At 69.3% G+C, this 25,829-nt stretch carries 26 protein-coding genes; 11 read left to right on the top strand and 15 right to left on the bottom strand.

Going from position 1 to position 25,829, the window contains the following annotated elements:
• Positions 1-31 precede the first annotated feature (31 nt).
• A complete protein-coding gene (locus BXU09_RS12295; protein WP_144012107.1) occupies positions 32-448 on the top strand; it encodes a hypothetical protein in 417 nt (138 codons plus the stop codon).
• Between the two features lie 248 nt (positions 449-696).
• Positions 697-3,165 carry a leucine--tRNA ligase gene (leuS, locus tag BXU09_RS12290; RefSeq protein ID WP_078304998.1) on the top strand — a complete coding sequence of 823 codons (2,469 nt, stop codon included), beginning with the start codon at positions 697-699 and terminating at the stop codon, positions 3,163-3,165.
• Positions 3,166-3,294: 129 nt separating this feature from the next.
• On the opposite strand, the gene BXU09_RS12285 is transcribed toward leuS, so the two are convergent.
• The 3 genes from BXU09_RS12285 to BXU09_RS12275 all read right to left on the bottom strand — a co-directional run bounded on the left by BXU09_RS12285 (position 3,295) and on the right by BXU09_RS12275 (position 6,265).
• Entirely contained in the window at positions 3,295-3,495 is a 201-nt protein-coding gene (locus BXU09_RS12285) for a hypothetical protein (protein WP_078303258.1), read from the bottom strand.
• Between the two features lie 56 nt (positions 3,496-3,551).
• Positions 3,552-5,126, bottom strand: a complete 1,575-nt coding sequence (locus tag BXU09_RS12280; protein WP_078303254.1) for a GGDEF domain-containing protein — start codon at positions 5,124-5,126, stop codon at positions 3,552-3,554.
• A gap of 92 nt (positions 5,127-5,218) precedes the next feature.
• Positions 5,219-6,265, bottom strand: a complete 1,047-nt coding sequence (locus tag BXU09_RS12275) for an alpha/beta fold hydrolase (RefSeq protein ID WP_078303252.1) — start codon at positions 6,263-6,265, stop codon at positions 5,219-5,221.
• 127 nt (positions 6,266-6,392) lie between these two features.
• Between BXU09_RS12275 and BXU09_RS12270 the strand changes: the two genes are divergently transcribed.
• Positions 6,393-7,397, top strand: a complete 1,005-nt coding sequence (locus tag BXU09_RS12270) for a polyprenyl synthetase family protein (protein ID WP_078303250.1) — start codon at positions 6,393-6,395, stop codon at positions 7,395-7,397.
• Between the two features lie 35 nt (positions 7,398-7,432).
• Here BXU09_RS12270 and BXU09_RS12265 read toward each other — a convergent pair whose 3' ends face one another.
• The 6 genes from BXU09_RS12265 to BXU09_RS12240 all read right to left on the bottom strand — a co-directional run bounded on the left by BXU09_RS12265 (position 7,433) and on the right by BXU09_RS12240 (position 11,605).
• Positions 7,433-8,254 (bottom strand): N-formylglutamate amidohydrolase, encoded by an 822-nt coding sequence (locus BXU09_RS12265; protein WP_144012106.1) that lies wholly within the window; start codon positions 8,252-8,254, stop codon positions 7,433-7,435.
• A 40-nt stretch (positions 8,255-8,294) separates the two neighbouring features.
• Positions 8,295-9,374, bottom strand: coding sequence for a M23 family metallopeptidase (locus BXU09_RS12260; RefSeq protein ID WP_078303248.1), 1,080 nt, complete (start codon positions 9,372-9,374; stop codon positions 8,295-8,297).
• A gap of 49 nt (positions 9,375-9,423) precedes the next feature.
• Positions 9,424-9,861 (bottom strand): D-aminoacyl-tRNA deacylase, encoded by a 438-nt coding sequence (dtd, locus tag BXU09_RS12255; RefSeq protein ID WP_078303246.1) that lies wholly within the window; start codon positions 9,859-9,861, stop codon positions 9,424-9,426.
• A gap of 1 nt (position 9,862) precedes the next feature.
• Positions 9,863-10,147, bottom strand: coding sequence for a DUF1844 domain-containing protein (locus BXU09_RS12250; protein ID WP_078303243.1), 285 nt, complete (start codon positions 10,145-10,147; stop codon positions 9,863-9,865).
• Between the two features lie 231 nt (positions 10,148-10,378).
• Positions 10,379-11,071 (bottom strand): uracil-DNA glycosylase, encoded by a 693-nt coding sequence (locus BXU09_RS12245; protein ID WP_078303239.1) that lies wholly within the window; start codon positions 11,069-11,071, stop codon positions 10,379-10,381.
• Positions 11,072-11,209: 138 nt separating this feature from the next.
• The gene (locus tag BXU09_RS12240) at positions 11,210-11,605 is read right to left on the bottom strand and encodes a hypothetical protein (protein ID WP_055362860.1); all 396 of its coding nucleotides are present in this window, start codon (positions 11,603-11,605) and stop codon (positions 11,210-11,212) included.
• A 510-nt stretch (positions 11,606-12,115) separates the two neighbouring features.
• On the opposite strand from BXU09_RS12240, the gene BXU09_RS12235 reads away from it, so the two are divergent.
• Complete coding sequence (locus BXU09_RS12235; RefSeq protein ID WP_078303236.1) at positions 12,116-12,736, top strand: LysM peptidoglycan-binding domain-containing C40 family peptidase; 621 nt, start codon at positions 12,116-12,118, stop codon at positions 12,734-12,736.
• Positions 12,737-13,002: 266 nt separating this feature from the next.
• Here BXU09_RS12235 and BXU09_RS12230 read toward each other — a convergent pair whose 3' ends face one another.
• Both BXU09_RS12230 and BXU09_RS12225 read right to left on the bottom strand, forming a co-directional pair.
• Positions 13,003-13,665: an outer membrane lipoprotein carrier protein LolA gene (locus BXU09_RS12230; protein WP_078303232.1), complete on the bottom strand. Its 663-nt coding sequence runs from the start codon at positions 13,663-13,665 to the stop codon at positions 13,003-13,005.
• A 145-nt stretch (positions 13,666-13,810) separates the two neighbouring features.
• Complete coding sequence (locus BXU09_RS12225) at positions 13,811-15,001, bottom strand: hypothetical protein (RefSeq protein WP_144012105.1); 1,191 nt, start codon at positions 14,999-15,001, stop codon at positions 13,811-13,813.
• An 86-nt stretch (positions 15,002-15,087) separates the two neighbouring features.
• Here BXU09_RS12225 and BXU09_RS12220 point away from each other — a divergent pair, with 86 nt between their 5' ends.
• From BXU09_RS12220 to BXU09_RS12190, 7 genes are all read left to right on the top strand, one after another.
• Positions 15,088-15,588 (top strand): LEA type 2 family protein, encoded by a 501-nt coding sequence (locus BXU09_RS12220; protein WP_078303225.1) that lies wholly within the window; start codon positions 15,088-15,090, stop codon positions 15,586-15,588.
• Between the two features lie 176 nt (positions 15,589-15,764).
• Positions 15,765-16,982 (top strand): amidase, encoded by a 1,218-nt coding sequence (locus tag BXU09_RS12215; RefSeq protein WP_240501218.1) that lies wholly within the window; start codon positions 15,765-15,767, stop codon positions 16,980-16,982.
• Complete coding sequence (locus BXU09_RS12210; protein WP_078303218.1) at positions 16,979-17,413, top strand: hypothetical protein; 435 nt, start codon at positions 16,979-16,981, stop codon at positions 17,411-17,413. Before BXU09_RS12215 ends, BXU09_RS12210 begins: the two co-directional genes overlap by 4 nt.
• Before the next feature lie 68 nt (positions 17,414-17,481).
• The gene (locus BXU09_RS12205) at positions 17,482-17,940 is read left to right on the top strand and encodes a hypothetical protein (RefSeq protein ID WP_078303214.1); all 459 of its coding nucleotides are present in this window, start codon (positions 17,482-17,484) and stop codon (positions 17,938-17,940) included.
• A 114-nt stretch (positions 17,941-18,054) separates the two neighbouring features.
• Positions 18,055-19,434 carry a tRNA (N6-isopentenyl adenosine(37)-C2)-methylthiotransferase MiaB gene (miaB, locus tag BXU09_RS12200; RefSeq protein WP_078303211.1) on the top strand — a complete coding sequence of 460 codons (1,380 nt, stop codon included), beginning with the start codon at positions 18,055-18,057 and terminating at the stop codon, positions 19,432-19,434.
• 139 nt (positions 19,435-19,573) lie between these two features.
• Complete coding sequence (locus BXU09_RS12195) at positions 19,574-20,167, top strand: hypothetical protein (RefSeq protein ID WP_144012104.1); 594 nt, start codon at positions 19,574-19,576, stop codon at positions 20,165-20,167.
• 112 nt (positions 20,168-20,279) lie between these two features.
• Entirely contained in the window at positions 20,280-20,828 is a 549-nt protein-coding gene (locus BXU09_RS12190) for a hypothetical protein (RefSeq protein ID WP_078303205.1), read from the top strand.
• Positions 20,829-20,887: 59 nt separating this feature from the next.
• Here the strand turns inward: BXU09_RS12190 and BXU09_RS12185 are convergent, their stop codons facing one another.
• The 4 genes from BXU09_RS12185 to BXU09_RS12170 all read right to left on the bottom strand — a co-directional run bounded on the left by BXU09_RS12185 (position 20,888) and on the right by BXU09_RS12170 (position 25,705).
• The gene (locus tag BXU09_RS12185; protein ID WP_078303201.1) at positions 20,888-21,838 is read right to left on the bottom strand and encodes a ring-cleaving dioxygenase; all 951 of its coding nucleotides are present in this window, start codon (positions 21,836-21,838) and stop codon (positions 20,888-20,890) included.
• Positions 21,839-22,002: 164 nt separating this feature from the next.
• Positions 22,003-23,184 carry an acetyl-CoA C-acyltransferase gene (locus tag BXU09_RS12180; protein WP_078303198.1) on the bottom strand — a complete coding sequence of 394 codons (1,182 nt, stop codon included), beginning with the start codon at positions 23,182-23,184 and terminating at the stop codon, positions 22,003-22,005.
• A gap of 13 nt (positions 23,185-23,197) precedes the next feature.
• Positions 23,198-23,590 (bottom strand): hypothetical protein, encoded by a 393-nt coding sequence (locus tag BXU09_RS12175; protein WP_078303194.1) that lies wholly within the window; start codon positions 23,588-23,590, stop codon positions 23,198-23,200.
• Positions 23,591-23,599: 9 nt separating this feature from the next.
• A complete protein-coding gene (locus tag BXU09_RS12170) occupies positions 23,600-25,705 on the bottom strand; it encodes a 3-hydroxyacyl-CoA dehydrogenase NAD-binding domain-containing protein (RefSeq protein WP_078303192.1) in 2,106 nt (701 codons plus the stop codon).
• Positions 25,706-25,829: the final 124 nt, after the last annotated feature.

The following is a 25,829-nucleotide window of genomic DNA, read 5'->3' as shown; positions in this document are numbered from 1 at the left end:
GCGCGCGGGGGGCCGGGGTAGCCTGCGCGACATGAGACGAACGGGGTGGGTGGTCGCGGCGCTGGTGGTGGTGGCAGGCGCGGCCGGGTGGTGGCAGTCCGGGGCGCGCTGGCGCGGGGAGCTGTACTGCTTCGCGCAGCCCGGACAGGTGTGGGAGGTGGGCGCGGTCCCGGCGGGCGCGACTCCCACCTGCCCGGACTCGCGCAGCGTGCGCGCCGAGGTGCGGGCCGGTCAGACCCGCGTCGAGCAGTTCAGCTTCCCAGACTGGCAACCCGAGGCGGTCCTGGACGTCCTGAAGGCCGGGGGGTTCACGCAGCTGACCGCGCGGCCCGACGACGGCGTGCAGCTTGAGGTGGTCCTCACGCGCGGCCGCGAGCGGGTGCTGTACCTCGCCGCGCACCAGGGGGCGGGGACGTTCGTGACGCTCAGCAGCACCCCGGCCCGCTGACCGGCCCACTGAATGCTGGCCCGCCGGCGTGACGAACGGCCGGGCGGTGCGCTACACTTTCAGGCATGATCCGCTCTGCGCTTACCATCCGGGGACGCCTCGACTGACTGCCCAGGTCCGTTCGAGCGTCCCCGGCTGACTGCCGGGGCATTTTTTTTGATGATGGTCGGTAGACCAGCCTCAGCATCAGCAACTGCAAGTGCTTCCATCAAGCATCCACTATCAACCCAGGAGTTCCCATGACCCAGATGAACGACCCCCAGCCGATCAACATTGCCGAGCCGCGCATGGAGCGCTACAACCCGCACGCCATCGAGAAGAAATGGCAGGACACCTGGGAGGCCAGCGGCCTGTACCGCTTCGACGAGAACGCGCCGGGCGAGAAGTTCTACGCCCTGACGATGTTCCCGTACCCCAGCGGAAACCTGCACATCGGTCACTGGTACGCGAACGTCGCGCCGGACGCGCGGGCGCGCTGGCTGCGGATGCGCGGGTACAACGTGCTGTTCCCGATGGGCTTCGACGCCTTCGGTCTGCCCGCCGAGAACGCCGCCATCAAGAACCGCACCAACCCGGCGACCTGGACATACGCGAACATCGAGCGCATGACCGGGCAGTTCCAGGCGATGGGCACCATGATCGACTGGAGCCGTCAGTTCGCCACCTGCGACCCCGAGTACTACCGCTGGAACCAGTGGTTCTTCATCGAGTTCTACAAGCGCGGGCTGGTGTACAAGAAGGGCGGTCTGGTGAACTGGTGCCCGAAGGACCAGACGGTGCTGGCGAACGAGCAGGTCGTGAACGGCCACTGCGAACGCTGCGGCACGGCCGTCGAGAAACGCAACCTGAGCCAGTGGTACATGAAGATCACGGACTACGCCGAGGAACTGCTGGACTTCAGCGGCGCCGACATGCCCGAGAAGGTCAAGCTGATGCAGACCAACTGGATCGGCAAGTCGGTCGGCGCCGAGGTGACCTTCGACACGCCCGCCGGACCGGAAACGGTCTTCACGACCCGCCCGGACACCCTGATGGGCGCGACGTTCATGGTGCTGGCCCCCGAGCACGCCAAGGTGGCAGAACTGACCACCGACGAACAGCGCGCCGAGGTCGAGGCGTACGTGGCCGCCGCCGGCCGCAAGACCGACGTGGAGCGCCAGCAGGAGGGCGAGAAGACCGGCGTGTTCACCGGCAGCTTCGCCACGCACCCCATCACCGGTCACCAGTTACCGATCTGGGTGGCGGATTACGTGCTGGTCACGTACGGCACCGGGTCCATCATGGCGGTGCCCGCGCACGACGAGCGTGACTTCGCGTTCGCCCGCCGGTTCGGCCTGGAGATCACGGAAGTCATCCGGCCCGAGGGTGGCGAGCCGATGGCCCCTGACGCCCAGGAGGCGTACACCGGCGAGGGCGTCATCGTGAACAGCGGCGAGTTCGACGGGCTGCCCGGCGGGAAGGCCAGCATCGCCGGCATTGTCGAGAAACTGGAAGCGCGCGGGATCGCCACGGCCAAGACCACGTACCGCCTGCGCGACTGGCTGTTCGCCCGCCAGCGTTACTGGGGCACGCCGATTCCCTTCGTCCACTGCCCCGAGCACGGCGCGCAGCCCGTCCCCGAGGATCAGCTGCCCGTGCGCCTGCCCGAGAACGTGGAGTTCACCCCGACCGGCCAGAGCCCCCTGAAACTGGATAAGGCATGGATGACGGCCACCTGCCCCGTCTGCGGCGGCCCCGCCGAGCGCGACACCGACACCATGGACACCTTCGTGGATTCCAGCTGGTACATGTACCGCTACCTGAGCCCCGACTACCACGAGGGCCCCTTCGACCCCGCCAAGGACCCCATGATGCCCGTCGACCTGTACACGGGCGGCATCGAGCACGCGATCCTGCACCTGCTGTACTCGCGGTTCTGGGTGAAGGTCATGCGTGACATGGGCCTGACGAAGCACAGCGAACCCTTCGCCCGGCTGCGCAACCAGGGCATGATCCTGGGCGAGGACGGCGAGAAGATGAGCAAGTCGCGCGGGAACGTCGTCGACCCGGACGACCTGGTGCGCGAGTACGGCGCGGACACGGTCCGCACGTACCTGATGTTCATCGCGCCGTGGGAACTGGGCGGCCCGTGGGACCCGCAGGGCATCAACGGTCCCGCCAAGTGGCTGTCGCGGGTGTGGAACCTGTACTTCGAGGACAAACCCACCGGCCCCGCCGAGACGATCAGCGAGGCCGACCTGCGCTTCGCGGTGCACAGCACCCTGAAAAAGATCGACGGTGACTTTGAACGCCTGAGTTTCAACACCATCGTCGCCGCGCTGATGGAACTGACGAACACGCTGGTCAAGGCCAAACGCGCCCCCGCGTTCGGCACGCCCGCCTGGGACGAGGCGCTGGACATCTTCGTGCGCCTGCTGGCCCCGGTCGTCCCGCACATCGCCGAGGAAATCTGGACCGGGCGCGGCCAGGACGGCAGTGTGCACACCGCCGCGTGGCCCGCCCTGGACGAGGCCGCCGCCACCCGCGACACCGTCACCATGGGCGTCCAGGTCAGCGGCAAGGTGCGCGGACAGGTCACGATCTCCAAGACCGCCACCCAGGAAGAAGCCCTGAGCGCCGCCCGGGCCGTCCCGGACGTCGCGCGCTTCATGGAAGGCAAGGAGATCGTCAAGGAGATCTACGTGCCGGGCCGCATCATCAACATCGTCGTCCGCTGACGACCCAACCGGCGTGGCCCCACCTGTCCCATGCGGGCGGTGGGGCCGCCGTGCTGCTTCAGCCCGCCCTCGCGCCTCTGCGAGTCGGCGTCTACTTGGTCCCCGCGAGCTACCCGCCTGGAGTCCGGTTCAGTCGCCGGCCTGCGGGCCACGCTGGTTGGACTGGACTGCCTTCCATGCCTGCGGAGTGGGGTAGCGGTTGAGCTGGCGGGTGGTGTTCAGGCTGTGGCGGGGGCCGCGCAGGGCGAGGTAGGCGACGCACAGGCCCAGGACCACACCGGTGATGACCTGCAGCAGGACGATGAAGCCGATGACGGAGAGCAGGGTCATACCCCAGGGTGTCAGCTGCGTGTGAGCAGGCGGGGTGGGTGGGCTTGAGGTGACGTTCAGGCTTCGGCGCGGATGTGGTCGCGGCCGGCGTTCTTGGCGGCGTACAGGCGGCGGTCGGCCTCGCCGACCAGGGCGTCGAAGTCCGGCGGGCCGGGCGGGGCGGAGTGGGCGGTGTCGGCCACGCCGATGCTGAGGGTGACGCGCAGGTCCGGGATGATGTCCTGCCAGGGGTGGGCGTGCATGCGGCGCTGCAGTTCCTGGCAGGTCTGGGCGAGGTCGGCGGCGGTGGCGTCCGGGCGCAGGATCGTGAATTCCTCGCCGCCGTAGCGGGCGGTGACGTCGCCGGGCCGGGCGACGCTGCGGATCAGTTGCGCGGTGTGTTGCAGGACGGTGTCGCCCAGCTGGTGGCCCCAGGTGTCGTTGATGCGTTTGAAGTGGTCGATGTCGATGATGGCGGCGGCCAGGGGGCGCTGGGGGGTGCTGGCAGCGGCGAGGCGTTCGCCCTCGTGGAAGAGGTGTTCGCGGTTGGTCAGCTGGGTGAGGTGGTCGGTGCGGCCCAGTTCGCGGATGCGGCGGTTCAGGGCGCGGAGTTCCTGCAGGTGGACGTTCAGTTCGTCGTTGCGGTGGCGTTCCTGTTCGGCGATGTCCTGGAGTGCCTGGATGCGGTGCAGGACCTCGAAGCTCTGGAGGTTCTGGCGGCGTTCGGCGGCGTGGCGGCTGCGTTCGAGCCGCAGGGTCTCGCTCAGGTGGTGCAGGGCGGCGGCGTGGTCGCCCAGGGCGGCGTGCGCGGCGCTGAGTTCCTCGTGCAGGACGGGCAGATTCACGTGCTCGCCGAGGCGGCGGGCGGTGTCGACGGCGGGCGTGAGGAGCGCGACGATCTGTGCCGGGGGGGCGTGGCGGGCCAGGGCGAGGCGCGCCGTGATCTGCACTTCCGGGTTGGTGTGGGACCGGCCGAAGTGTTCCAGGCGGGCGCGGGGCTCGGCGGCGGCCGGGTCGTTCAGGGCGCTCAGGGCGTGGAGGCGCGCGGCCTGCACCTCGACTTCCAGGGTGGGCTGCTGGTCCATGAACGGGAAGGCCATCGCCTGCGCGGTGTGGTGCAGCGTGACGTGGTGGTCGCCGGCACGCTGGGCGAAATCGGCGAGGTTGGTGTGCGCGACCGCGACCCCGTGGGCGTAGTTCATGCCCTGGAAGATCAGGAGCGCCTCGGTGATGTGCTGGCGGGCGCGTTCCGGGTCACTGAAGCGCAGTTCGACGCCCAGGTCGTGCAGGGCGGTCGCGGAGAGTTCCGGGTCGCGGATGTGCCGGGCGAGGTCCACCTGCTCCTGGTACAGCGAGACGGCCAGGTCCGGGCGGTTCAGCTGGCTCTGCAGAGCCGCGAGGATGTTCAGGCCGCGTCCCAGCCACACGCTGGGCGGCTCGAGCCTGAGGCGGTTGAGGCTGAGCGTGACGCGTTCGACCGCGTCGGGCAGGGCGCCGTCCCGCCACAGCAGGTATCCGGCGATCACGCCGGCCTGCGGGTCGTCCGGGCCGCCCAGTTCCGGCTGGACGAGCGCGCGGGCCAGGGACGGCTGTGCGTCACGGGCGTCCCAGGCGGTGTCCAGTGGGGAGAGGGCGGGGGGCGGGGTGTTCATGTACTCAGAACACGATAATTGAACTGACTCCAGCGTGTACCGGCAGTTGCCTTCATGTGTGGGGTGACATGACCGCCCCCACCGGGGGGCCTTCAGGGAAGCGCGGCCCAGAAGGCGTCCAGCGCGGCCCTGACCTCGGGCGTCTTCTCGAAGTGGGGCAGTCCGTCCGTGCCCTCGATCCGCACGGCGCGGACGCCGGCCTGCAGGGTGAACGCCTGCAGGCGTTCGAAGGACACGAAGCCGTCCTGGTCGTACAGGACCAGCGTGGGGATGCTGAGACGGCTGTACAGGTCGGCGTAGGCGTCGGCGGTGAACAGGCGGCCACTGATGAAGTAGATCGGGGCGTACTTCGCGCCGGGCTGGCGGGTAGTGTCCAGCGAGTAGTCGATCAGGCCGCCGTCCACGGGTCCCCGGAACGAGCGGCTCAGGAAGTACTGGATGCTGGGCCGCGTGCGGATGACGGCGTACAGCGGCGTACTGAAGGTGTTCAGGCGGTCGTACAGTTGCTGGCCGCCGTCGTCGGCGGTGGCTTCCTGGGTGCCGCCGCGCGGGCTGCCCAGGCCGCTCGGGCTGATCAGGACGGCGCTGCGGACCCGGCGGTCGAGCAGCGCGGCGCGGGCCACGAACTCGCTGCCCAGGCTCAGGCCGACCACGTCCACGTCGGTGTTCAGTTCGGCGATCAGGGCGTTCAGGGCCGCCGTCATGAGTTCCTTGGTGTACGTCACGTCCGGGCGGTCGCTGCTGCCGAAACCGGGCCATTCCAGGGCGTACACCGGGCGGGTGCCCACGTAGGCGTCCCAGAGGGGTTTCATCTCGTAGGCGCTGGCGGCGGCGTTCACGCTGCTGGTCAGGACCAGCGGTCGGCCCTGCCCGCGGTCATCGGCGTAGTACGCGACCCGGCCAAAATTCGGGATGGTCAGGTACCGCCGCTCGCCACTCACGGCGGCGCGCAGGTTCACGGGCCGGTTGGGCTCGGCCGGTTGCACCTGGGCAGGCGCGGGCGAGGCAGGGGCTGTCTGGGCCAGCGCGGCGGCGCCCAGGGTCAGCCCGCCGATCAGCAGCGCGGTCGTCAGGGGGCGCAGGCGGCGGCGGGCGGGCAGCTCGGTCTGGTTGTCTGGGCGGGTGCGCTTGAGCTTCATTCCTGTATGCTCGCCCACCGTTGCGGGCGGAACTGTCCTGTCGGGTACGCTCTGCGCCGGGGGGGCTGCGCGCACTCCGAACACCCCGCCCGCTTCCGGTGGCGCCGCTGCTCTAGACTGCGCGGCGATGCGTGCTGATCTGCTGTCCCGTGTGTTTTCGCTGCTGCCCGAACGGTCGGACCGTCCGGAACTGACCGGGTATTACGGGATGCTGCGCGATTACCCCGCGCGCGGCGGCAAGGGCATCCGCAGCGAACTGCTGCTCGCCAGCGCCCGCGTGCACGGCGCGCAGCCGCAGGCGGCCCCCACGCCGGGAACGCCGTGGGACGCGGCGCTGTGGCTGGCCGCCGGGCTGGAGATGTTCCAGAACTGGGTGCTGATCCACGACGACATCGAGGACGACAGCGAGGAACGCCGGGGCCGCCCGGCCCTGCACCGCCTGCACGGCGTGCCGCTGGCCATCAATGCCGGGGACGCCCTGCACGCGTACATGTGGGCCGCCGTGCACCGCGCGGGCGTGCCGGGCGGCATGCAGGCCTTCCTGGACATGATTCACCGCACGGCGGAAGGGCAGCACCTGGACCTGTGCTGGGTGGAGGGCCGCCGCTGGGACCTGCGCGAGGACGATTACCTCGAGATGGTGCGCCTGAAGACCGCGTACTACACGGTGGTCGTACCACTGCAACTGGGGGCGCTGGCAGCGGGAGCGCAGCCGCACGCCGGGTTCCACGCGGCGGGACTGGCGCTGGGCGCGGCCTTCCAGATCCGGGACGACGTGCTGAACCTGAACGGCGACCCCGTCAAGTACGGCAAGGAGATCGGCGGGGACCTGCTGGAAGGCAAACGCACACTGATCGTGCTGCACTGGCTGGCGCACGCGCCGCACGATCAGCGCGAGGTGTTCCTGGAGCAGATGCGCCGCGACCGCCCCGACAAGGACCCGGCCGTGATCGCGCAGATTCACGGGTGGCTGCTGGAGAGCGGCAGCGTGGCCCACGCGCAGGCCTACGCGGACGCCCTGGCCCGCGAGGGCCTGACCCTGCTGGAAGACGCGCTGACCGGCGTGCCGGACCCGGCGGCGGCGCAGGAACTGCTGGGCGTCATCCGGGAGCTGGCGACCCGCGAGGCCTGAACCGGTAGCGGGCAGGCCTCAGCAGGGCAGCAGTTTCAGCGCAGCAGGGTCAGGGCGGCGTGCGCGAACACGCCGAACGCGGCGTTCAGGGCGCGGATGGTCGGGTCGATGGGCTGCCCGCCTTGCAGGTACAGGCCGGCGTTGAATTCGATGCCGAAGGCGGGCACGCCGCTGCGTTCGCTGTGCGCGCGGCTGAGGGTGTCGGTCGCCCAGGGTTCCCCGATCGTGACGCGCGGGTCGGGGCTGGCGGCGATGATGGGCGCGAAGGCGTCCTGGCAGGCGCGTTGCAGTTCACTCCACAGGGCGTGCGGGAAGGTGGGCTGTGCGGGCGTGCCGGGCATCAGGCAGATGGCGGGGCGGGGCACGCCGGTGTCATTGCCCAGGGCGGGGCCGGTGGGGGCCATGGAGTGCCCCACGATCATCAGGCGCGCGCCGCGCAGTTCGGCGGTCAGCTGGGCGTCGAAGGGGTCCCAGATGCGCCGCAGCCGCGTTTCGCGCGTGTCGTCGCCGGGCGTCCAGCCGGCCGGGTACAGGGGCGCGCGGTCGAAGCCCATGACTTTCAGGACGCCGTTGTCGTCGAGGTCGTCGCGTTCGCGGTTCAGGTCGGCGGCGAAGCGGCTCCAGGGGGCCTGGGCGTGGCGGGCGCCGGGCACGCTGAACAGCAGGTCCGTGTACGGGTCGCCGTCCAGGAAGATGCGGCGCAGGAACGCCTCGCGGCGGGGCGTGTCGAAGGCGTCGTCGCCCAGCATGTCGCGCAGCACGTCGGCCGGGAGTTGCCCGGAGGGGTGCGGCGTGACGATCAGCAGCTCGCCTGTGCGGGGCAGGTCGCCTGTGGGGTGGCCGGGCGCGGAGGTCATGCGCGGAGCATAGCGCTGCCCGGCCGGAGGGGCGTTCAGCTCAGCGGGGCCACAGGCGGTTCATCCAGCTGGCCGGGTTGGTGCCCTCGCCCCGCACGCGGATCTCGAGGTGCAGGTGCGCGCCGGCGCTCAGGCCGGTGTTGCCGACCTCGCCGATCTTCTGGCCGCGCGTGACTTTCTGCCCGACCTTCGCGGTCACGCGGCTCTGGTGAAAGTACAGGCTGGTCACGCCCGCGCCGTGGTCGATGACGACCAGCCCGCCGCGCACCGGGTAGCGCCCGGCGATCACGACCGTGCCGTCGTTCACGGCCAGGACGGGCGTTCCGGTCCTGGCGGGGTAGTCGGTGCCGAAGTGGTACGCGACCGGGCCGCCCGCCGTGTACGTGCGCGGCTGCCCGAAGGAACTGCTGGTCGGCGCGGCGCCCTTCAGGGCCGGCGCGAACGGCCGCGACCAGGCCTGTGGGGTGCGCCGGGCGTAGGCCTTCTCGACCAGGGCGTCCTCGGCCTTGCGGGCGGGGTCCTGCAGCACGCCGCTGACCTGCGGTGAGAGGTTCAGGTGCTGGATGGGCTGGTCGAGGCCCACGACCGGGATGCGGCCCCGCACGAGTTCGCCGCCCACACTGACCTCGAACACGACCGGGGTGGTCTTGCCCAGCACGACCCGGCCCGGCACGACGTACTCGCCGGCCGCCCCGACGGGGTTCAGGATCTCGGCGGGCTTGCGGACGTCCTCGCCGATCTCGCTGGGGAAACGCACAGTGGCCTGCGCGGCCCGCGCGCCGCTGAGCTGCACGGTAAAGGCCTCGCCCATGCGCAGGCTGGCGGGCACCGTGACGTTCACGCCCGCGATACGCGCGGTGGGTGGCGTGGGCGTCAGTTGATCGGCTGGCAACGGGGCGGGCAGGCCGGGCCGGGCGGGCGCGGCGGCCTCCCCCGGCAGGCGCAGTTGCTGCCCGACTTCCAGGGTCGTGCTCCCCAGGTTGTTCAGTTTCATGAGCGCCTCGGGCGTGGTGCCGTTGGCGCGGGAGATCGAGTACAGCGTGTCGCCGGGTTTGACGGTGTAGGCCGCCGCGCCGCCCACCAGGAGCAGCGCGGTCAGCAGCAGGGAGCGGCGGTTCATGCCCCGCAGGATAGGGGCCGAGCGTGAGAGGCGCACCTGACCGGCCGGTCTACAGGTCGAGGGTGAGGGTGACGGGGCCGTCGTTCGTCAGGTCGAGGACCATGTGCGCCCCGAACACCCCCTCGCCGACCGGGAGGCCCAGCCCTCGCAGCGCGGCGTTGAAGGTGCCGTACAGCGCGCGGGCCTGTTCGGGCGGCGCGGCCCCCGTGAAGCTGGGGCGGTTGCCGCTGCGGGTGTCGGCGTACAGCGTGAACTGACTGACGCTCAGCACACCGCCGCCGATGTCCTGGACGCTGCGGTTCATCTTGCCGTTCTCGTCGTTGAAGATCCGCAGTTTGGCGATCTTGGTGGCCATGGCGCGGGCCGTTTCCTCGGTGTCGCCGGGCGCGACGCCCAGCAGGACCAGCAGGCCGGGACCGGTCTGCCCCGTGACCTCGCCCTCGACCGTGCAGGTGGCGCGGGTCACGCGTTGCAGGGTGGCGCGCACGTCAGTTCTGCGCCCCGCCGCCCTGCGGAGCGGCGTTCAGGCGTTCGCGGACGCTGCCGATGGCGTCTGTCAGCAGGTCGGCCTCGGTGAAGTCGAGGTTCCCGCGGGTCTTCTCGGCCAGCATGGTCAGCAGTTTCAGGCTGCGTTCGGCGGTCTGGCGGGCGCGGCGTTCCTCCAGCAGGCCGTCGCGGGCGGCACTGGCGGTCGCGGCGTTCAGGTCGCCCAGGGCCGCCTCGGCGGTCGCCTGCAATGAGTTGACAAGTCCAACGAATTCCGGGTGAGGCATGCGCCGAGCATAGCGGGCGGCGGCGGGGGCGGGTGTCCGCCCGGTGACGGTGGGAGCAGAGAGACGCTGAGGGCAGGAATCATACGGATTCCGTTTGTTTCGCTGACAACCCGGAACATCGCCGGCTTGTCAGCTTCACGTCCGGAACCCGTTTCTCTCTCACTCGCTTCGCTCGGATTGAACGGTCTTTGCAGCCCATTCAATCGGAGTCCGTATCAGAACAGGCCCGTATCAGAACAGGCCGGGCTGGCCCTGCATGTCGGGCGGGGCGGGGTCCGCGAACTGCTGCGGTTCGTGGTCGCCGCGCAGCACGGCCGCCGCCTCGCGGATGTCGCGCCACGTGAGGCTCTTGGGGCCGCCGGGCGCGCGGGTGTCGCGGCGCAGCAGGTAGGCGGGGTGCAGCAGCGGCATCAGCGGGGCCTCGTACGTGCCGCCCTGCCCGTCGTCGTGCCGGTACCGGAACCACTGGCCGCGCAGGGCGCTCATGTTCAGGCGGGTGTCCAGCAGGTAGGCGGCGGCGGTGTGCCCGACAGCCAGGATCACGCGCGGACGCAGCCGCGTCAGCTGCGGTTCCAGCCAGTGGGCGGCGCAGGTGCGGGCCTCGTGCGGCAGGGGGTCGCGGTGGCCGGGGGGGCGGCACTTGACGACGTTGGTCAGGTACGCCTCGTCCCGCCCGATCCCGGCGGCGTGCAGGATGCGGTCCAGCAGTTGCCCGCCCGGCCCGACGAAGGGGCGGCCCTCGCGGTCCTCGTGCGCGCCGGGGCCTTCACCCACGATCAGCAGCGGGGCGTCGGCGCGGCCCTCGGCCACCACGACCTGCGTGCAGCCGGGCCGCAGGTGGCAGGCGCGGCAGGCGCGGTTCTGGCCTTCCAGGGTGGCGAGGGTACCGACAGAGAGGGTGCCGGCGGGGTGCGGGTCGGTCACGCCCGCAGGATAGGGCGGCCGGGGGTGCGTAACAGCGCAAGGGACGCCCCCGAACCGTGCGGGGCGTCCCTTGCTGGTCGTACTCCTGGTCTGTGCTGCTGCTGGTACTACCTGCGCGGCGCTACCTGAGCGGGCGGGTCAGCCGGCCTGAACGGTCTGGGCAGCCTGGACGGCGGCCAGTTTCGGGCGTTTGCTGCGGGCCTCACGGCGGGCTTTGGGGTCCAGGCCGATCAGCAGGAAGAAGTTCTCCAGGGCGTTCTCTTGGCCCTTGATGTCCGGGTGTTCGTGTTCGGGCGTGCCGGTCACGAAGGGCAGCGCGCGGTACAGGTCGAGGGCGTGGGCGATCACCTCGTCCGGGGCGTGCGTTTCGGCGTGCGTGCCGAGGCGGGCGTAGATTTCACGGCGGCTCTCGGCGTGTTTCAGGAAGGCGTCCGGGTGGGGCGTTTCGGCGGCGCGCAGCATGTCCTGCCGGGCAATGCGGCGGTAGTGCTTCAGGCCGGTCTGGATCTGTTCGGTGGTCATGGTTTCCTTCATGCTGTCCTCCAATGCACCGTGGTGGGCTGGTGGGGCCGGGTGGCCGTCGAGAGCGGAAGTGCTTGCGCCGAGTATAGGCGTTGCGGCGGTGCGGGCGACAGTCGGCGGGAAACACGCCCGTCGTTGCCGGGGCGGCAGCACGCTCCTGCGGAGGCCGCGTGCACTGGCAGCGGTGATCACAGCGGTTTTCAGTTCGGCGCGCTGCTTGTGCCGGTAGTCGCCCTGCTCGATTCGGAGATCTGGAGGAGCATCTCCAGGCCACCTCCCTCATTATGAGCACTCAGTGAGTGCGTGAAAAAACCTTCAATGCCGTTCGGAGGTGCCTGACAGGGGCCAGACGCTACTCGCTCCGCATGAGCCCTTTCCTGAGAAAGCTGAGTCTGGGGCGGTCAGTTGACCCTCAGCCCACCGGCTCCCGCACGCATAAACACCGTATAGGCGCATACTGGGGGCCGGTTTTCCCATGAATGAAGGACAAATAAATAAAGGCACGCTAAACTTCAGGCGTCGATGAAACTCTCCCACGTACTTCTGACCGCACTTGCCCTGAGTGGCACCGCCAGCGCCGCTACCTACACCGTCAAGGCCGGTGACACCCTGTACTCCATCGCCAAGGCCACCGGTGTGGACGCCAGCACGCTGATGAAACTCAACCGACTGAACAGCAGCACCATCAACGTCGGTCAGAAACTGACGGTCAGTGGCGCCGCCAGCGCCCCCGCCGCCCGCGCCACCACTGCCGCCGCCCCCGCTGCCCGGGGCAGCACGTTCATCCGCTCGGCCGCCACCCGCTACCTCGGGATCCGCTACGTGCTGGGCGGCAACGGCAATGGCGGTATCGACTGCAGCGCCTACACCATGAACGTGTTCCGCCAGATGGGCATCAACCTACCCCGCACCGCCGCCGCCCAGTGGCGGGTCGGCAGCCCCGTCAGCCGCCGCGACCTGCGCGCCGGGGACCTGGTGTTCTTCAACACCATGGGCCGCACCGCCAGCCACGTCGGCATCTACCTCGGCGACGGCATGATGGCCAACGCCAACTCCTACCAGGGCCGCACGGTCGTGGAGCCCCTGTTCAGCAACTCGTACTGGGCCAACCGCTACGACGGCGCCCGCCGCGTCCTGAACTGAGCGCCCGGAGTTTCACCGACACCCCCCGCCCACCCCGGCGGGGGTTTTTTCATGGCGCGGCTCCGGCCAGCACGGCCAGCGGCCCGGTGTTTCTGTAATACGGATTCCGTTTGTTTCGCCAACAATCCGGAACTTCACCGGATTGCCGGCTCCACGCCCGGAACCCGTTTCTCTCTTACTCGCATCCGCTCGGATTGAACGGGCTTTGCAGCCCATTCAATCGGAGTCCGTATAACACCGGGCCGCCGCCATGCACCGCAGAACGGTTACTGCCGGATGATCTGCGCGTCTTTCGGCAGGGCCTTGATGCTGGCCGCCGTCAGTCCGGCGTTCACGCGGTAGTTCGAGACGTTCAGGTCGGCCAGGGTCTTGCCGCCGCTGTTCAGGATCTGAATGCGGGTGGGGCGCCAGCCGGCCTCGGTGATCCACACGCGGGTGCGGTCGGTGCCGCCGTTCTTGGGCGTGGCTTCCAGCTGGAACAGGCGCTTGCCGGCGCTGCCGCTGGTGCCCAGCAGTTTGACGTTGTAGCTGCTCAGCATGCTGGCGGTGTTGCTCAGCTGCGTGAAGTCCAGGCTCAGGCCGGCGGTACTGGCGGCTTTCTGCGCGCTGGTGACGGTGATCTGGTTGGTCAGGAACAGGTACTGGCGGATCTCGTTCTTGTCGGCCACGACCACGTTGTCGGCCAGGGCGTCCGGCGCGGCGAACTGCACGCGGGCGACGTTCTGCGCGGGAATGGCCTTGATGGTCATGTCGATCTTCTGACTGCTGGTGTCCAGGGTGGCGTTGCCGCTCAGGCGGAACGACACGTCCCTGGCGGCCTTCTGGGTGGCGTCCACCCGGCTGATGATGTCCTGCGCGGTCTGGGCACTGGCGACCGAACCGAGGGCCAGCAGGGCGGGAGCCAGGAGGGTCAGGGAGAGCTTCTTCATGCCGGCAGTATCCCGTCCGCCCTCATGAGAAGGGGGCCGCGCGGCTGATGGGAAGTTCATGCAGGGGCGGAAAAAAGCGCTGCTGGACACAGTCGAGCGGTCCAGCAGCGGCCAGCCTCTCCCCCGGCGGGGGTCAGGGCATCGCTCAGGGCAGCGGCAGGGTGTACCCCATGCGCACACCAAAGCCCGCCTGACCCTGGAGGGTGCGCCCGGCGCTGGCGTCCAGGGTCAGGGTGCCACTCCCCGCCAGGAGGCTGGCGCTCAGGCCGGTCCGCAGCGGCGAGCTGACCGTCCGCCACGGCTCGTAGGCGGCATACAGGCGCACGCTGCTGCCCTCGCCGATCAGGTCCGGTGCGGACAGGCTGCCGGTCACTCCGAAGGTGTTCAGGCCCGCCAGTGCGTCCACGCCCACGCTCAGGCCGTTCTCGGTGGCGTAGCTGACACCGCCGGTCAGGCCCAGCACGTCCCGCCCGGCCAGCACGCCCGCCCGCCAGGTCAGGGTGCCGGTGGGTTTGGTGTCCGGCAGGGTGTCGTCCATGCCCATGGCGTCGTCCACGCCCAGGGGATCGGCCTCCGGGGTGTCGGTGGTCGGCAGGTCGGTGGTGGGGTCGGTCGTGGTGGGGTCGGTGACTGTCTCCGGGGCGGCAGGTTCAGGGACCGGGGTTTCCTCTGCCGCGTCCGGATCCGTCCCATCGTCGCTGGGCGGCACGGGGCGCGTCAGGAGGCGGCGGCCCTCCACGCCCACGCTCAGGTGCGGCTGCGCGCCCAGTTCGCCGCCCACCACGGCGATCAGGTCGCGGCTGACGCGGTACCGGGCGCCCAGCGAGGCGTTCCAGCCGCGCTCCCGCAGGTCCGCCGGGGCCTGCGCGAACGGCGCGAGCGGGTCCACGTCCGTGATGGGCGCCGTGAAGTACGCGCCCGCGAGGTTCAGGGCGACCGGCCCCACCCCGGCGCTGGCGTGGCTGTCCAGGCGCACGCCGCCCTGCCAGGTCACGGCGAGGTCCGTGCGGGCGGTCGCGGCGCCCAGCGGCGGCAGGCTGAGGCTGCGGGCGTACCCGACCTGCGCCGCGCGGCTGCCCACGGCGGCCGACACCTGCCCGCCCAGCAGGTCCAGCTCCGACACGCCCACGCGGCCCCACAGTCCGGCGTCCGGGGCGCGGTACGACACGCCGAAGTCCAGCGTGGCGGCCTGCGCGGACGACACGAGCAGCGCCGCGCCGAGCGTGACGGGCAGCGAACGGGAACGGCCGGAACGGAGGGTGGGTCGCATGCGGGCAGCGTAGCGCAGCGGCCCGGCCCCCTCCAGCCCCGCTCCCTTCACGCCTGTCACGTTCATGCCTGTCACCTTCACGCCTCCGCACCCGCGCCGAACCTGACGCGCCCGGTCAGGTTCCCGTGCGGGGGGCGGGGTAGCCTGACGGTATGCGCCTGCTGCCTGTCGCCGCCCTGAGTACCGCCGCCCTGTCCCTGAGTGCCTGCGCGCCGCTGCAACAGATCGTTCAGGTGCCGCAGGTGGAGGTGCAGAACGTCACCCTGACCAGCCTGACGCTGCCCGGCGGGTTCGGCAGCGCCCCCGTGGCGAACCTGAGCATGAACCTGCAGGTGACCAACCCCAACCCGGTGCCGCTGCGCATGGCGAACATCGCCGGGACGCTGATCATCGACGGGGCGGCCGTGGGCGACGTATCGTTCCCGAACGTCGATATCGCGGCGCGGGGCGTGAGCAACCAGCGGGCGGACCTGTCCATTCCGGTCACGCTGAACACCGCCGCGTCGTTCCTGAAGGTCGCGCGCGGGCAACTGGTCACGTACCGGGTGGATGGGGGCTTCACCGCGAACTTCGGGCCGCTGGGATTGCAGCAGTTCGGGCCGTTCACGCTGTCGCAGGGGCAATGGAAGCAGGCGCCCATCCTGCCGTTCTGATACGGATTCCGTTTGCTTCGCTGACAGATCGGAACACCACCGATCTGCCAGCTCCACGTCCGGAACCCGTTTTTCTCCTACTCGCTCCGCTCGGATTGAATGGGCTTTGCAGCCCATTCAATCGGAGTCCGTATGAGCACCGGGGCAGGACCGCGCCGGGACGCTACGCTGTGCGGGTGACCGACGCCACTTCTGCCCTTCCGGACCCGCAGCGGGCCTGGGCGTTCCGGCCCGCGTCTCCCCTGCCCGGCGTGCCCGGCGGGCCACTGTCGGGCCTGACCTTCAGCGTGAAGGACCTGTTCGGCGTACCCGGCTGGCCGCTGCACGCCAGTACCCGCGCGCCCGTCCCGGACCCCGGCGAGAGCGTGCTGGTGCGCCGCCTGCTGGAGCTGGGGGCCAGCGCAGTCGGTAAGACGCACCTGCATGAGATCGCGCTGGGCATCACGGGCGCCAACGGCTTCGGCGGGACCGCGCACCCCACCCGGCCGGAGTGCGTGCCGGGCGGCAGCAGCAGCGGCGCGGCCGTCAGCGTGGCGCTGGCGCAGGTGGAGTTCGCGCTGGGCACCGATACCGGCGGCAGCATCCGCGTGCCCGCCGCGTGGTGCGGCGTGCGGGGCTTCAAGCCCACCAAGGGACACGCCGACTGGAGCGAGGCGGGCGTGCTGCCCCTGTCCCGCACCTGTGACCACACCGGGCCGCTGGCGCGGGACCTGCGCACCATCATCCGCGTCCACGAGGCCCTGACCGGCCAGCCCGTCCCCCCGCAGGACTGGGCGGGACGACGCGTGGGCCTGTGGCTGCCGGACGGCTGGGTCACGCCGGACGTGCACGCCGCCGTGCTGGGCGTGGCGGGCACCCTGGAGGGGCTGGGCGCCACCGTGACGCCCGTGGACTTCCCGGAGGTGCTGGACGCGTACTCGCCCATCGTGCTGAGCGAGGCGGCCGCCGTTCACCGGGACGCCCTGACACTGGACGGGCCGGGCTTCCTGCCGTTCACGCTGGCGGCCCTGCGGCAGGGCGCGACCCTGAGTACCGACGAGGTGCAGGCGGCCTTCGCACGCCGCGCCGCGTACCGCGAGCGGTTGGACGCCCTGCTGGACACCTTCGACGTGCTGCTGGCCCCCGCCGTGCCCACCCCGCCCCCCCTGACCGGGCAGGACGAGGTGGACCTGCCGGGCGGCCCGCTCCCGCTGCGCCGCGCCGTGCTGCGCCTGACCGCGCCGTTCAGCCTGCTGGGCGCCCCGACCGCCGCGCTGCCCACCGCGCACCACGCGGGCGGGCAGCCGTTCGTGGGCGTGCAACTCGTCGGGCGGCACGGGCAGGACGACACGCTGCTGGCCCTGGCCCACGCGCTGGACACCGCCCCCGCCACGGGCATGCCGGAGCCTGCGTGAAGCGCGCCGCCCTCCCTCTGGCCGTCCTGCTGGCCGCCTGTGCCCCCGCCACGCAACCCGCCGCGCAACCCGTGTACTCCTATGCGGGCGAGGCGCGGTTCCTGCTGACCCCACAGAAGATCCGCGTGACGTACACCGTGGACCCCGTCACGCACGAGGCGCGCGGCGAGTACCGCAACCTGACCAGCGGCGGCACCTTCCTCCTGCGCGGCACGCAACTGCCCAGACCCGGCGGCGCGGCCACCCTGACCGCCACCGTCGACCCCGGCGACACGCCCCGCCTGAACGCCAGCCTGCTGGGCTTCGGCGTCAGCAACGTACCCCTCAGGGCCAGCGGCCTGCTGAGCGCCACCGTCACGGACACCATCCTGAGCGGCACCCTGACCGTGGGCGGCGTGAGGCACGCCCTGATCCTGCGCGCGGAACGCTGACCGCACCCACAGCGCATCAGGCGCACGGCATCAGGCCCGCTTCATGAGGGGTGCGTACGCTGCGGCCCATGCGCCGCCACCCCGCTCCCCTCACCGTGACCGCCGCCCTGCTGCTCCCCCTGGCCCTGAGCGGCTGCGCGTTCGGCGCGTACTTCCCGCCCACCACCACCCTCGAACGGCAGATCAGCGGCGTGTACGAGGGCGTCGGCGTCGGCCCCACCGGACGCGTCCCGTACCGCCTGACCCTCGGCCTCGTCGAACGCGACGGACGCGCCAGCGGCAGCCTCGTCAACCTCGAAAGCCGCCGAGTCTACGCGGGAAACGGCCCCTTCAAACGCCTCGCCGACGGCACCGAACTCACCCTGAAGCTCTACGAGAACGGCACCCACCGCGCCAACCTGTACCTCATCCGGCGTGACAAGGACGGCACCGTCACCCTGGACGGCCACCTGCGCACCGTCCTCCTGGGCCGCGAAGCCCTCGGGTACACCCTGCAACTGCGGCCCATCCCGCCAGCACAGCCCTGAGCCGCCTCCGCACCCCGGGCCCGTCCGCTAGACTGCCCTCCGACCGCCCAGCGCGACACAGCGGGCAGGCAAAGGCCCCGGAATCCATCCGACCGGCTGAGAGGAGAGACACACATGAAGGCAATGATCGTCACCTACGGGTGTCAGATGAACGAGTACGACACGCATCTGGTCCAGTCGCAACTCGTGAGTTTCGGGGCAGACATCGTGGACAGCGTGGACGTCGCCGATTTCGTGCTGCTGAACACCTGCGCCATTCGCGGGAAACCCGTCGAGAAGGTCCGCAGTCTGCTGGGCGACCTGCGCAAGATCAAGGCCCGCCGCCCCCTGGTGATCGGCATGATGGGCTGCCTCGCGCAGCTGGAAGAAGGGCAGCAGATGGCCCGCAAGTTCGGCGTGGACATCCTGCTCGGGCCGGGCAGCCTGCTGGATATCGGCAAGGCACTGGAAAGCAACGAGCGCTTCTGGGGACTGGCGTTCCGGGACGAACTGCACGACCACGTCCCGCCCGCCCCGGCCGGGCAGTTGCAGGCGCACCTGACGATCATGCGCGGCTGCGATCACCACTGCACGTACTGCATCGTGCCCACCACGCGCGGCCCGCAGGTCAGCCGCCACCCGGACGACATCCTGCGTGAACTGGACCTGCAACTCGCGGCGGGCGTGCAGGAAGTCACCCTGCTGGGCCAGAACGTCAACGCGTACGGCGTGGACCAGGGCGCCCGACTGGGCGGATACCCCACCTTCGCGAACCTCCTGCGACTCGTGGGCCGCAGTGGCGTGCGCCGCGTGAAATTCACGACCAGCCACCCCATGAACTTCACCGAGGACGTCGCTGCCGCCATGGCCGACACGCCCGCCATCTGCGAGTACGTGCACCTGCCCGTCCAGAGCGGCAGCAACAGCGTCCTGCGCCGCATGGCCCGCGAGTACACCCGCGAGCAGTACCTCGCGCACGTCGCGGACATCAAGAAACACCTCCCGCACGTCGTCCTCGCCACCGACATCATCGTCGGCTTCCCCGGCGAGACCGAGGACGACTTCGCGCAGACCCTCAGCCTGTACGACGAGGTCGGGTACGACAGCGCGTACATGTTCGCGTACAGCGCCCGCCCCGGCACGCCCAGCTACAAGCACTTCGACGACCTGCCCCGCGAAGTGAAAACCGAACGCCTCGAACGCCTGATCGCCAGGCAGAAAGACTGGAGCGCCCGCAAGAACGCCGCCAAGGTCGGCACCACCCAGGAAGTCCTGATTCGCGGCGACGCGCACAGCGACGGCTTCCTCGAAGGCCACACGCGCGGCAACCACCCCACCATCGTCCCCGCCGCCATCGGCGCGACCGGCCCCGGCGTGTACCGCGTCCGCATCGACCACGCCACGCCGCACATGATGTACGGCACCGTCCTCGGTCCGGACGGCCACCCCCTGCCGCAGGTGCCGCGCCTGGACCCGCAGGCCGCCGCCCTCAGCGCCCCCCTCAGCATGGCCTGACCCGCCGCGCCACACGGCCCGCCCCGGCACGCCCGGCGGTGGGCCGCCCCTTTGCCCCGCCGCGCAGCATTCACGGAACTGAAGGTTTCCTCAGTGGCGCGTCACGTGCAAATCAGACTCGACAGGCAAAGTGAGAGGCATGAAGAAATTGATGCTGGCAGCGGTGGGATTGACAGGCATTCTGGCAAGTTGCGGTTCGTTCGGTGTTGCACCAGATGGGACTAATGCTGTTATGGGCAAGGTCACGACGGAGTACAAGGTTGCAGGAGCTGACCCCGTACGCTTCGTGGGCTGTGACCGGATTACCAACCCGACGGACGGACGTGCGACGGACACCCAGGTGGTCGTCAACTTCACAGCTGCTGGCAACCTCTCAAAGGTGGATGTGGCTATCGTTGGAGCCTCTGGAACAAAGAAAACCCAGACAATTCAGGCTGCTAATCTGAAGAAGAACTCCAACAACGACTATCAGGCTATTTTCGAATTTAAATCCGCGAGCAATGATCTGATCCCCGCGAGCATCATCGTCAGCCCCAACCCCCAGTTCAGAGAGCCTCGTAATGTAACCGTGGACGGTCGTGACAGAGTCGGTAGCTTCCATGCCGAGATTCTGGTGTACACGACTGGTGGCGACACCTTCCCCATCACGAGCCAGTACCTGGGCCGCGATGGCAACATTGACGTTTACAGTAAGTGCACCCTCACCAGCACCGCTCAGCCGCTCAGCCAGTAATTCCCAGCTTCACACTTTCGGCCCCTGCTTTGCGCGGGGGCTTGTTCTTGTTCTCAGGTTTGCTGAGGGGTTCATCACGTCCCGGTCAGGTTCGGCGGGCACAGTGAGAGGTATGAAGAAACTGGCGTTGGCGGCAATCGGGTTGGCGGGCATCCTGGCGAGTTGCGGAGCGACTGTGGTAATCGGCACTTCTGATCCGGTGCGGAATTTCCGCCTGCTTTCGTATCAGAGTCAGTACACGCTGCCGTCTGATTACGTGGATACGGCGACGGGCACGCGTTACCCTAAAGGGACTTCGATCATCTGCGACAACTGGAACACGCGCCTGAGCGTGACGCTCGACTGGGACGGCACGGTCGATCTGGTGGGGGCGCGACTGGTGGGCCGGGATTCCATGGAGACGCGCACGGTGTACTCGGAGCCGCTGGGGGACCTGTATTCAGGGAACCCTTCTGTGTTCGAGTTCGTGGTCGGGCCGAACACTGCGCCGCTGAGCGTTGGGAAAGGCGGGATCAGCGCGCAGGCGATCGTGGTGACGCCCGTGAATACGTTCACGGTCAAGGGGGCGACGTTCGTGGACGTGCAGGCGCAGTCGTCGGACGGTACGAAGAGCCCGGTGCGCCAGAGTGTTCAGGCACTTCCTGTGGCAAACTGCTCCTGATTTCTGACCTGTGAGTGCCGCTCCCACCGTTGACTGGTGGGGGCGGTTTTGTTGTGGGTTCAGCTGAGGGGGGTGAGGCCCGCTTCGATCTGGGCGCGGCGGGGTTCGAGGAACGGGGCGAGGATCAGGGTTTCACCCAGGTGGTCGGGGTGTTCGTCGACGGTGAAGCCGGGGCCGTCGGTGGCGAGTTCGATCAGGATGCCCTGCGGTTCGCGGTAGTAGATGCTGTGGAACCAGTGGCGGTCGACTTCGCCGCTGGTGCGCAGGCCCAGGCTGGTCAGGTGGGTGTTCCAGTCGTGGTACTGGTCGTCCTGGACGCGCAGGGCGATGTGGTGGACGCCGCCGGCGCCGGGGCGGGCGGGGGGCATGGCGGGGTCGATGCGCAGGTGCAGTTCGGCGTGCGGGCCGCCGTCGTGCATGGCGTAGACGTGAATGGTGCGCCCTGGTTGTTCGGGGTCGGGGTACGTGCCGGCGGGGGTCATGTGGTAGGCGCGTTCGAGGACGCGGGTGGTGGGGAACAGGTTCGGGAGGGTCAGTTCGCTGGGGCCGAGGCCGTGAATCTGTTTGTCGGTGGGGACGCTGCTGCCTTCCCAGGGGGTGCCGTGCGGGCCGCCTTCCACGAGGCTGAGGCGCTGGCCTTCGGGGTCGCTGAAGTCCAGGTGGGGGCGGCCGTGGCGGGTGGTGGGCGTGACGGTCAGGCCGTGGGCGCTGAGGTGCGCGTGCCACCAGTCGAGGGTGCCGTCGGGGATGCGGAGGCTGGTGCGGGTGACGCTGTTGTTACCGGGTTGTTCGGGTGGGACGGGCCACTGGAAGAAGGTGAGGTCGCTGCCGGGGGTGCCGGCGCTGTCGGCGAAGAAGAGGTGGTAGGCGGTGACGTCGTCCTGGTTGACGGTCTTCTTGACGAGTCTCATGCCGAGGACGCCGGTGTAGAACTGGAGGTTGGCGCGGGCGTCGGCGGTCACCGCGGTGACGTGGTGCAGGCCGTGCGGGGTGAGGGGCGTGGTGGTCATGCCCACAGGGTAAATCGTTTGACATTAAGCGATTGTGACGAGCCGACAGCAGGAGGGGCCGCCCCCACCCTCCCCCGTGGAAAGGGGTGGGTGAGGGGTCCCCCACAACGAAAGAGCAGACCGCAGGGTCACCCCCACAGCCCACTCCCGCCTGTCTATAACGCTTACAGCACTTCGAACAGACCGGCTGCGCCCATGCCACCGCCCACGCACATGGTCACGACCACATGCTTCGCGCCCCGGCGTTTGCCTTCCAGCAGGGCGTGCCCGGTCAGGCGCGCGCCGCTCATGCCGTACGGGTGCCCGACGCTGATCGCGCCGCCGTTCACGTTGTACTTGGCGGGGTCGATGCCCAGCGTGTCGCGGCAGTACAGGGCCTGCACGGCGAACGCCTCGTTCAGTTCCCACAGGTCGATGTCGTCCACGCTCAGGCCGTGGCGTTTCAGGAGTTTCGGCACGGCCAGCACGGGGCCGATGCCCATCTCGTCGGGTTCCAGGCCCGCCACGGCGAAGCCCTTGAACAGTCCCAGCGGGGCCAGTCCGCGCTCGCGGGCCATGTCGCCGCTCATGACGACCACGGCGGCCGCGCCGTCCGACAGTTGCGAGGCGTTCCCGGCGGTGATCACGCCACCCTCGATGACGGGCTTCAGCTTGCTCAGGCCCTCCAGGGTGGTGTCGGCGCGGTTGCCTTCATCCAGGCTCAGCGTGACCTCGCGGGTGCTGATCTCGCCCGTGGCCTTGTCCTGCACTTTCATGCGGGCCGTCATGGGCACGATCTCATGCTCGAACAGCCCGGCCTGCTGCGCCGCCGCCGTCCGCTGCTGGCTCATCAGGGCGTACTCGTCCTGCGCCTCGCGGCTGATGCCGTAGCGTTTTGCGACCACCTCGGCCGTCTGAAGCATGGGCATGTAGATCTCGGGCTTGTGCTCGGTCAGCCACTCGCCGCGCAGGCGGTACTGGTTGGCGTGCTCGTTCTGCGTCAGGCTGATGCTTTCCAGGCCGCCCGCCACGAACGCGTCGCCCTGACCGGTCATCACGTGGTTCGCGGCCAGCGCGATGGTGTTCAGGCCGCTGGAGCAGAAGCGGTTCACGGTCACGCCGGACACGCTGACCGGGAATCCGGCGCGCAGCGCGATCTGCCGGGCGATGTTGCTGCCGGTCGCGCCTTCCGGGTTCCCGGCGCCCATGATCACGTCCTCGATCTCGGACGGGTCGAGCCCGGCCCGCTGCACGGCGTGCAGAACAGCGTGCGCGCCGATATCGGAGCCGTGCGTGTCGTTCAGGAAGCCCCGGTAGGCCTTGCCGATGGGGGTGCGGGCAGTGGAAACAATGACAGCGTCTTTCATGGTTGGTACTCCTTCAGATTCGGTTACCGGACTGCGGATCGAACAGGATCGCGCCGGGGAAGAGGACTTCGATGGTTTCCAGCAGGAGGAGAGAATCGTTGAAATGATCCATGTCCGGATCAGGCTTCCGGCCGCTGACAGTCACCACAGCCACGTACTCGCGTTGGCGTTCGGCGTCGGTTCTGACGATCTCTAGCATGTGCGCCCTGATCGCGCCGAACTCCGATTCCGGCAACGAACCATCGTCGATCGCAATGAAGAACGGGTAGGAGCCAAAACGCACCTCAGCCGCCCTGATCGGTCCGGACGCGGCCAGCACACCCCCAGCCTGGGCGGCAATCCTGGCCATCACGTCTGTCAGGTCACTCCCGGCTGGGAGCAGGGCGTGCGCGAGGTACGGCGTCATGCTCAAGGGTCAGGCCCGCCCCTTCTCGGCGTCGTACTGGGCAAAGGTCTTGCCTTCCTCGGCCAGTCGTTTCAGCAGCGGCGCGGGCGTCTGGCCGTACTTCTCCAGGTCCGCGACCACGTTCTTCAGGCCCTGTTCGCTGGCGTATTGCATGGGGCCGCCACGGTAGGCGGGGAAGCCGTACCCGTAGATGTAGATCACGTCGATGTCCCCGGCGCGCTGCGCGATGCCTTCCTCCAGGATTTTCGCGCCCTCGTTCACCAGGGAGTACGCGAGGCGCTTCGTGCTTTCCTCCTGGGTGATCTCGCGGGGCGTGATGCCCTTCTCGGCGCGGTAGTCCTCGATCAGTTTCTGCATGTCGGCGTTGGGGATGGGGCGGCGGGTCTCGTCGTAGTCGTAGATGCCGCCCTGCGTCTTCTGGCCCTTGCGGCCGGTCTCGACGATGCGGTCGAGCCAGCCGTCGGGTTTGGGTTGCCCGGCGACCTTGGCCTGGTGCTGGCGGATGGCGTACCCGATGTCCAGTCCGGCCATGTCGCTCATCTGGAAGGGGCCCATAGGGAGTCCCAGGGCGTTCATGCTGGCGTCCACGTCCTCGGGGCGGGCGCCTTCCTCGACGATCTGGCGGGCCTCGTCGCCGTAGCGGTGGACCATGCGGTTGCCGACGAAGCCGTCGCAGACGCCGACGACCACGCCGACTTTCTTGATCTTCTTGGCGAGGGCCATGCTGGTCGCCAGGACGGTGTCGCTGGTCTTCTCGGCGCGCACGATCTCCAGCAGTTTCATGACGTTGGCGGGGCTGAAGAAGTGCAGGCCGATTACGCTTTCGGGGCGGCTGGTGACGCTGGCGATCTCGTTCACGTCCAGGGTGCTGGTGTTGCTCGCCAGGATCGCGCCGGGTTTGGCGATGCCGTCGAGTCGCGTGAAGATGTCCTTCTTCACGTCCATGTTCTCGAACACGGCCTCGATGATGATGTCGGCGTCTTTCAGGTCGCCCATGTCCAGGGTGGGGGTCAGGAGGGCCATGCGCGCCTCGACGTCCTCCAGGCTCATGCGGCCCTTCTTGGCGGTGTTCTCGTAGTTGCGGCGGATGACGCTCAGGCCACGGTCCAGGGCTTCCTGCTGCGTCTCGACGATGGTGACGGGAATGCCGGCGTTCAGGAAGTTCATGGCGATGCCGCCGCCCATGGTGCCCGCCCCGATGATCCCGGCCGACTTGATTTCCGTGGTGGGCGTGTCCTTCGTGATGCCGGGAATCTTCGCGCTTTCCCGCTCGGCGAAGAAGATGTGGCGCAGGCCACGGCTCTGGGGGCTGTCCTTGGCTTCCATGAATTTGGTCGCCTCGGCGTCCCAGCCTTCCTGGAAGGGAACGGCAGCGGCCATCTCGGCGAGGTCCACGATCAGCGACGGTGAGAGCTGCCCACGGTGCGTCTTCCTGATGCCCTGGCGGGCAGCGGCGAACACGTCGGGCGTGGCGCCGGGCACGCTGCGTTCGCTGATGCGCGGCAGGGGTCGGGTGTCGGCCATCTCGCGGGCGAACTCGACCGCTCCGGCCAGCAGGTCGCCGTCGATGATGCGGTCGATCAGGCCGAGCTGGCTGGCTTCCGTGGCCTTGATGGGGTTGCCGCTCAGCATCATGTCCAGCGCCTTGGCGGCGCCGACCACGCGGGGCAGGCGCTGCGTGCCGCCCGCGCCGGGCAGGACGCCCAGTTTCACCTCGGGCAGACCGACCTGCGCGCCGGGCACGGCCACGCGGTACGTGCAGCCCATGGCGAGTTCCAGGCCGCCACCCAGCGCGGTGCCGTGAATGGCGGCGACGGTGGGTTTGGTGAACGCGTCGAGTTTCTCGATGGTGCCGCGCAGGTCCGGGGACTGCTCGCGGGGCAGGTCGAAGGTGCGGATGTCGGCCCCGGCGACGAAGGTGCGCCCGCCTCCGATGATGACCACGGCTGTCACGCTGTCGTCGGCTGCGGCGGCGTCCAGTCCGGCTTTCAGGCCCTCGGGCACGCCCACACTGAAGGCGTTCACGGGCGGGTTGTTGATGGTCAGGATGAGGACGTCGCCGTCGCGGGACTGCTGCACGAGGCTGGGCTGGCTGCTGGACTCGGGGGTGCTCACGGTAGGGCCTCCTGATGGGTGGGTGATGTGGTTGTGGTTCGGCCCCTAGCTTTTCACGATTTCTGAACCCGGTCAAACACGTTCACGTTCAAGATGTACGTCAACGTTCACTTTGGGGGTGACA

The sequence above is a fragment of the Deinococcus sp. LM3 genome, assembly GCF_002017875.1.
Taxonomy (GTDB): domain Bacteria; phylum Deinococcota; class Deinococci; order Deinococcales; family Deinococcaceae; genus Deinococcus.
Note: the sequence above shows the minus strand (reverse complement) of the source record. Positions and strands in the feature narration are given on the sequence as shown.

Excerpts from the sequence above, each read along its gene's own strand:
- BXU09_RS12250 (WP_078303243.1), bottom strand. The coding sequence starts at position 10,147 with ATGCCTCACCCGGAATTCGTTGGACTTGTCAACTCATTGCAGGCGACC.
- BXU09_RS12220 (WP_078303225.1), top strand. The coding sequence starts at position 15,088 with ATGCGCCTGCTGCCTGTCGCCGCCCTGAGTACCGCCGCCCTGTCCCTG.
- BXU09_RS12265 (WP_144012106.1), bottom strand. The coding sequence starts at position 8,254 with ATGACCTCCGCGCCCGGCCACCCCACAGGCGACCTGCCCCGCACAGGC.
- BXU09_RS12270 (WP_078303250.1), top strand. The coding sequence starts at position 6,393 with ATGCGTGCTGATCTGCTGTCCCGTGTGTTTTCGCTGCTGCCCGAACGG.
- BXU09_RS12280 (WP_078303254.1), bottom strand. The coding sequence starts at position 5,126 with ATGAACACCCCGCCCCCCGCCCTCTCCCCACTGGACACCGCCTGGGAC.
- BXU09_RS12295 (WP_144012107.1), top strand. The coding sequence starts at position 32 with ATGAGACGAACGGGGTGGGTGGTCGCGGCGCTGGTGGTGGTGGCAGGC.
- BXU09_RS12190 (WP_078303205.1), top strand. The coding sequence starts at position 20,280 with ATGAAGAAACTGGCGTTGGCGGCAATCGGGTTGGCGGGCATCCTGGCG.
- BXU09_RS12240 (WP_055362860.1), bottom strand. The coding sequence starts at position 11,605 with ATGAAGGAAACCATGACCACCGAACAGATCCAGACCGGCCTGAAGCAC.
- miaB (WP_078303211.1), top strand. The coding sequence starts at position 18,055 with ATGAAGGCAATGATCGTCACCTACGGGTGTCAGATGAACGAGTACGAC.
- BXU09_RS12285 (WP_078303258.1), bottom strand. The coding sequence starts at position 3,495 with ATGACCCTGCTCTCCGTCATCGGCTTCATCGTCCTGCTGCAGGTCATC.
- BXU09_RS12175 (WP_078303194.1), bottom strand. The coding sequence starts at position 23,590 with ATGACGCCGTACCTCGCGCACGCCCTGCTCCCAGCCGGGAGTGACCTG.
- BXU09_RS12235 (WP_078303236.1), top strand. The coding sequence starts at position 12,116 with ATGAAACTCTCCCACGTACTTCTGACCGCACTTGCCCTGAGTGGCACC.
- BXU09_RS12230 (WP_078303232.1), bottom strand. The coding sequence starts at position 13,665 with ATGAAGAAGCTCTCCCTGACCCTCCTGGCTCCCGCCCTGCTGGCCCTC.
- BXU09_RS12260 (WP_078303248.1), bottom strand. The coding sequence starts at position 9,374 with ATGAACCGCCGCTCCCTGCTGCTGACCGCGCTGCTCCTGGTGGGCGGC.
- leuS (WP_078304998.1), top strand. The coding sequence starts at position 697 with ATGAACGACCCCCAGCCGATCAACATTGCCGAGCCGCGCATGGAGCGC.
- BXU09_RS12275 (WP_078303252.1), bottom strand. The coding sequence starts at position 6,265 with ATGAAGCTCAAGCGCACCCGCCCAGACAACCAGACCGAGCTGCCCGCC.
- BXU09_RS12185 (WP_078303201.1), bottom strand. The coding sequence starts at position 21,838 with ATGACCACCACGCCCCTCACCCCGCACGGCCTGCACCACGTCACCGCG.
- BXU09_RS12180 (WP_078303198.1), bottom strand. The coding sequence starts at position 23,184 with ATGAAAGACGCTGTCATTGTTTCCACTGCCCGCACCCCCATCGGCAAG.
- BXU09_RS12225 (WP_144012105.1), bottom strand. The coding sequence starts at position 15,001 with ATGAACGTGACAGGCGTGAAGGGAGCGGGGCTGGAGGGGGCCGGGCCG.
- BXU09_RS12205 (WP_078303214.1), top strand. The coding sequence starts at position 17,482 with ATGCGCCGCCACCCCGCTCCCCTCACCGTGACCGCCGCCCTGCTGCTC.
- BXU09_RS12195 (WP_144012104.1), top strand. The coding sequence starts at position 19,574 with ATGAAGAAATTGATGCTGGCAGCGGTGGGATTGACAGGCATTCTGGCA.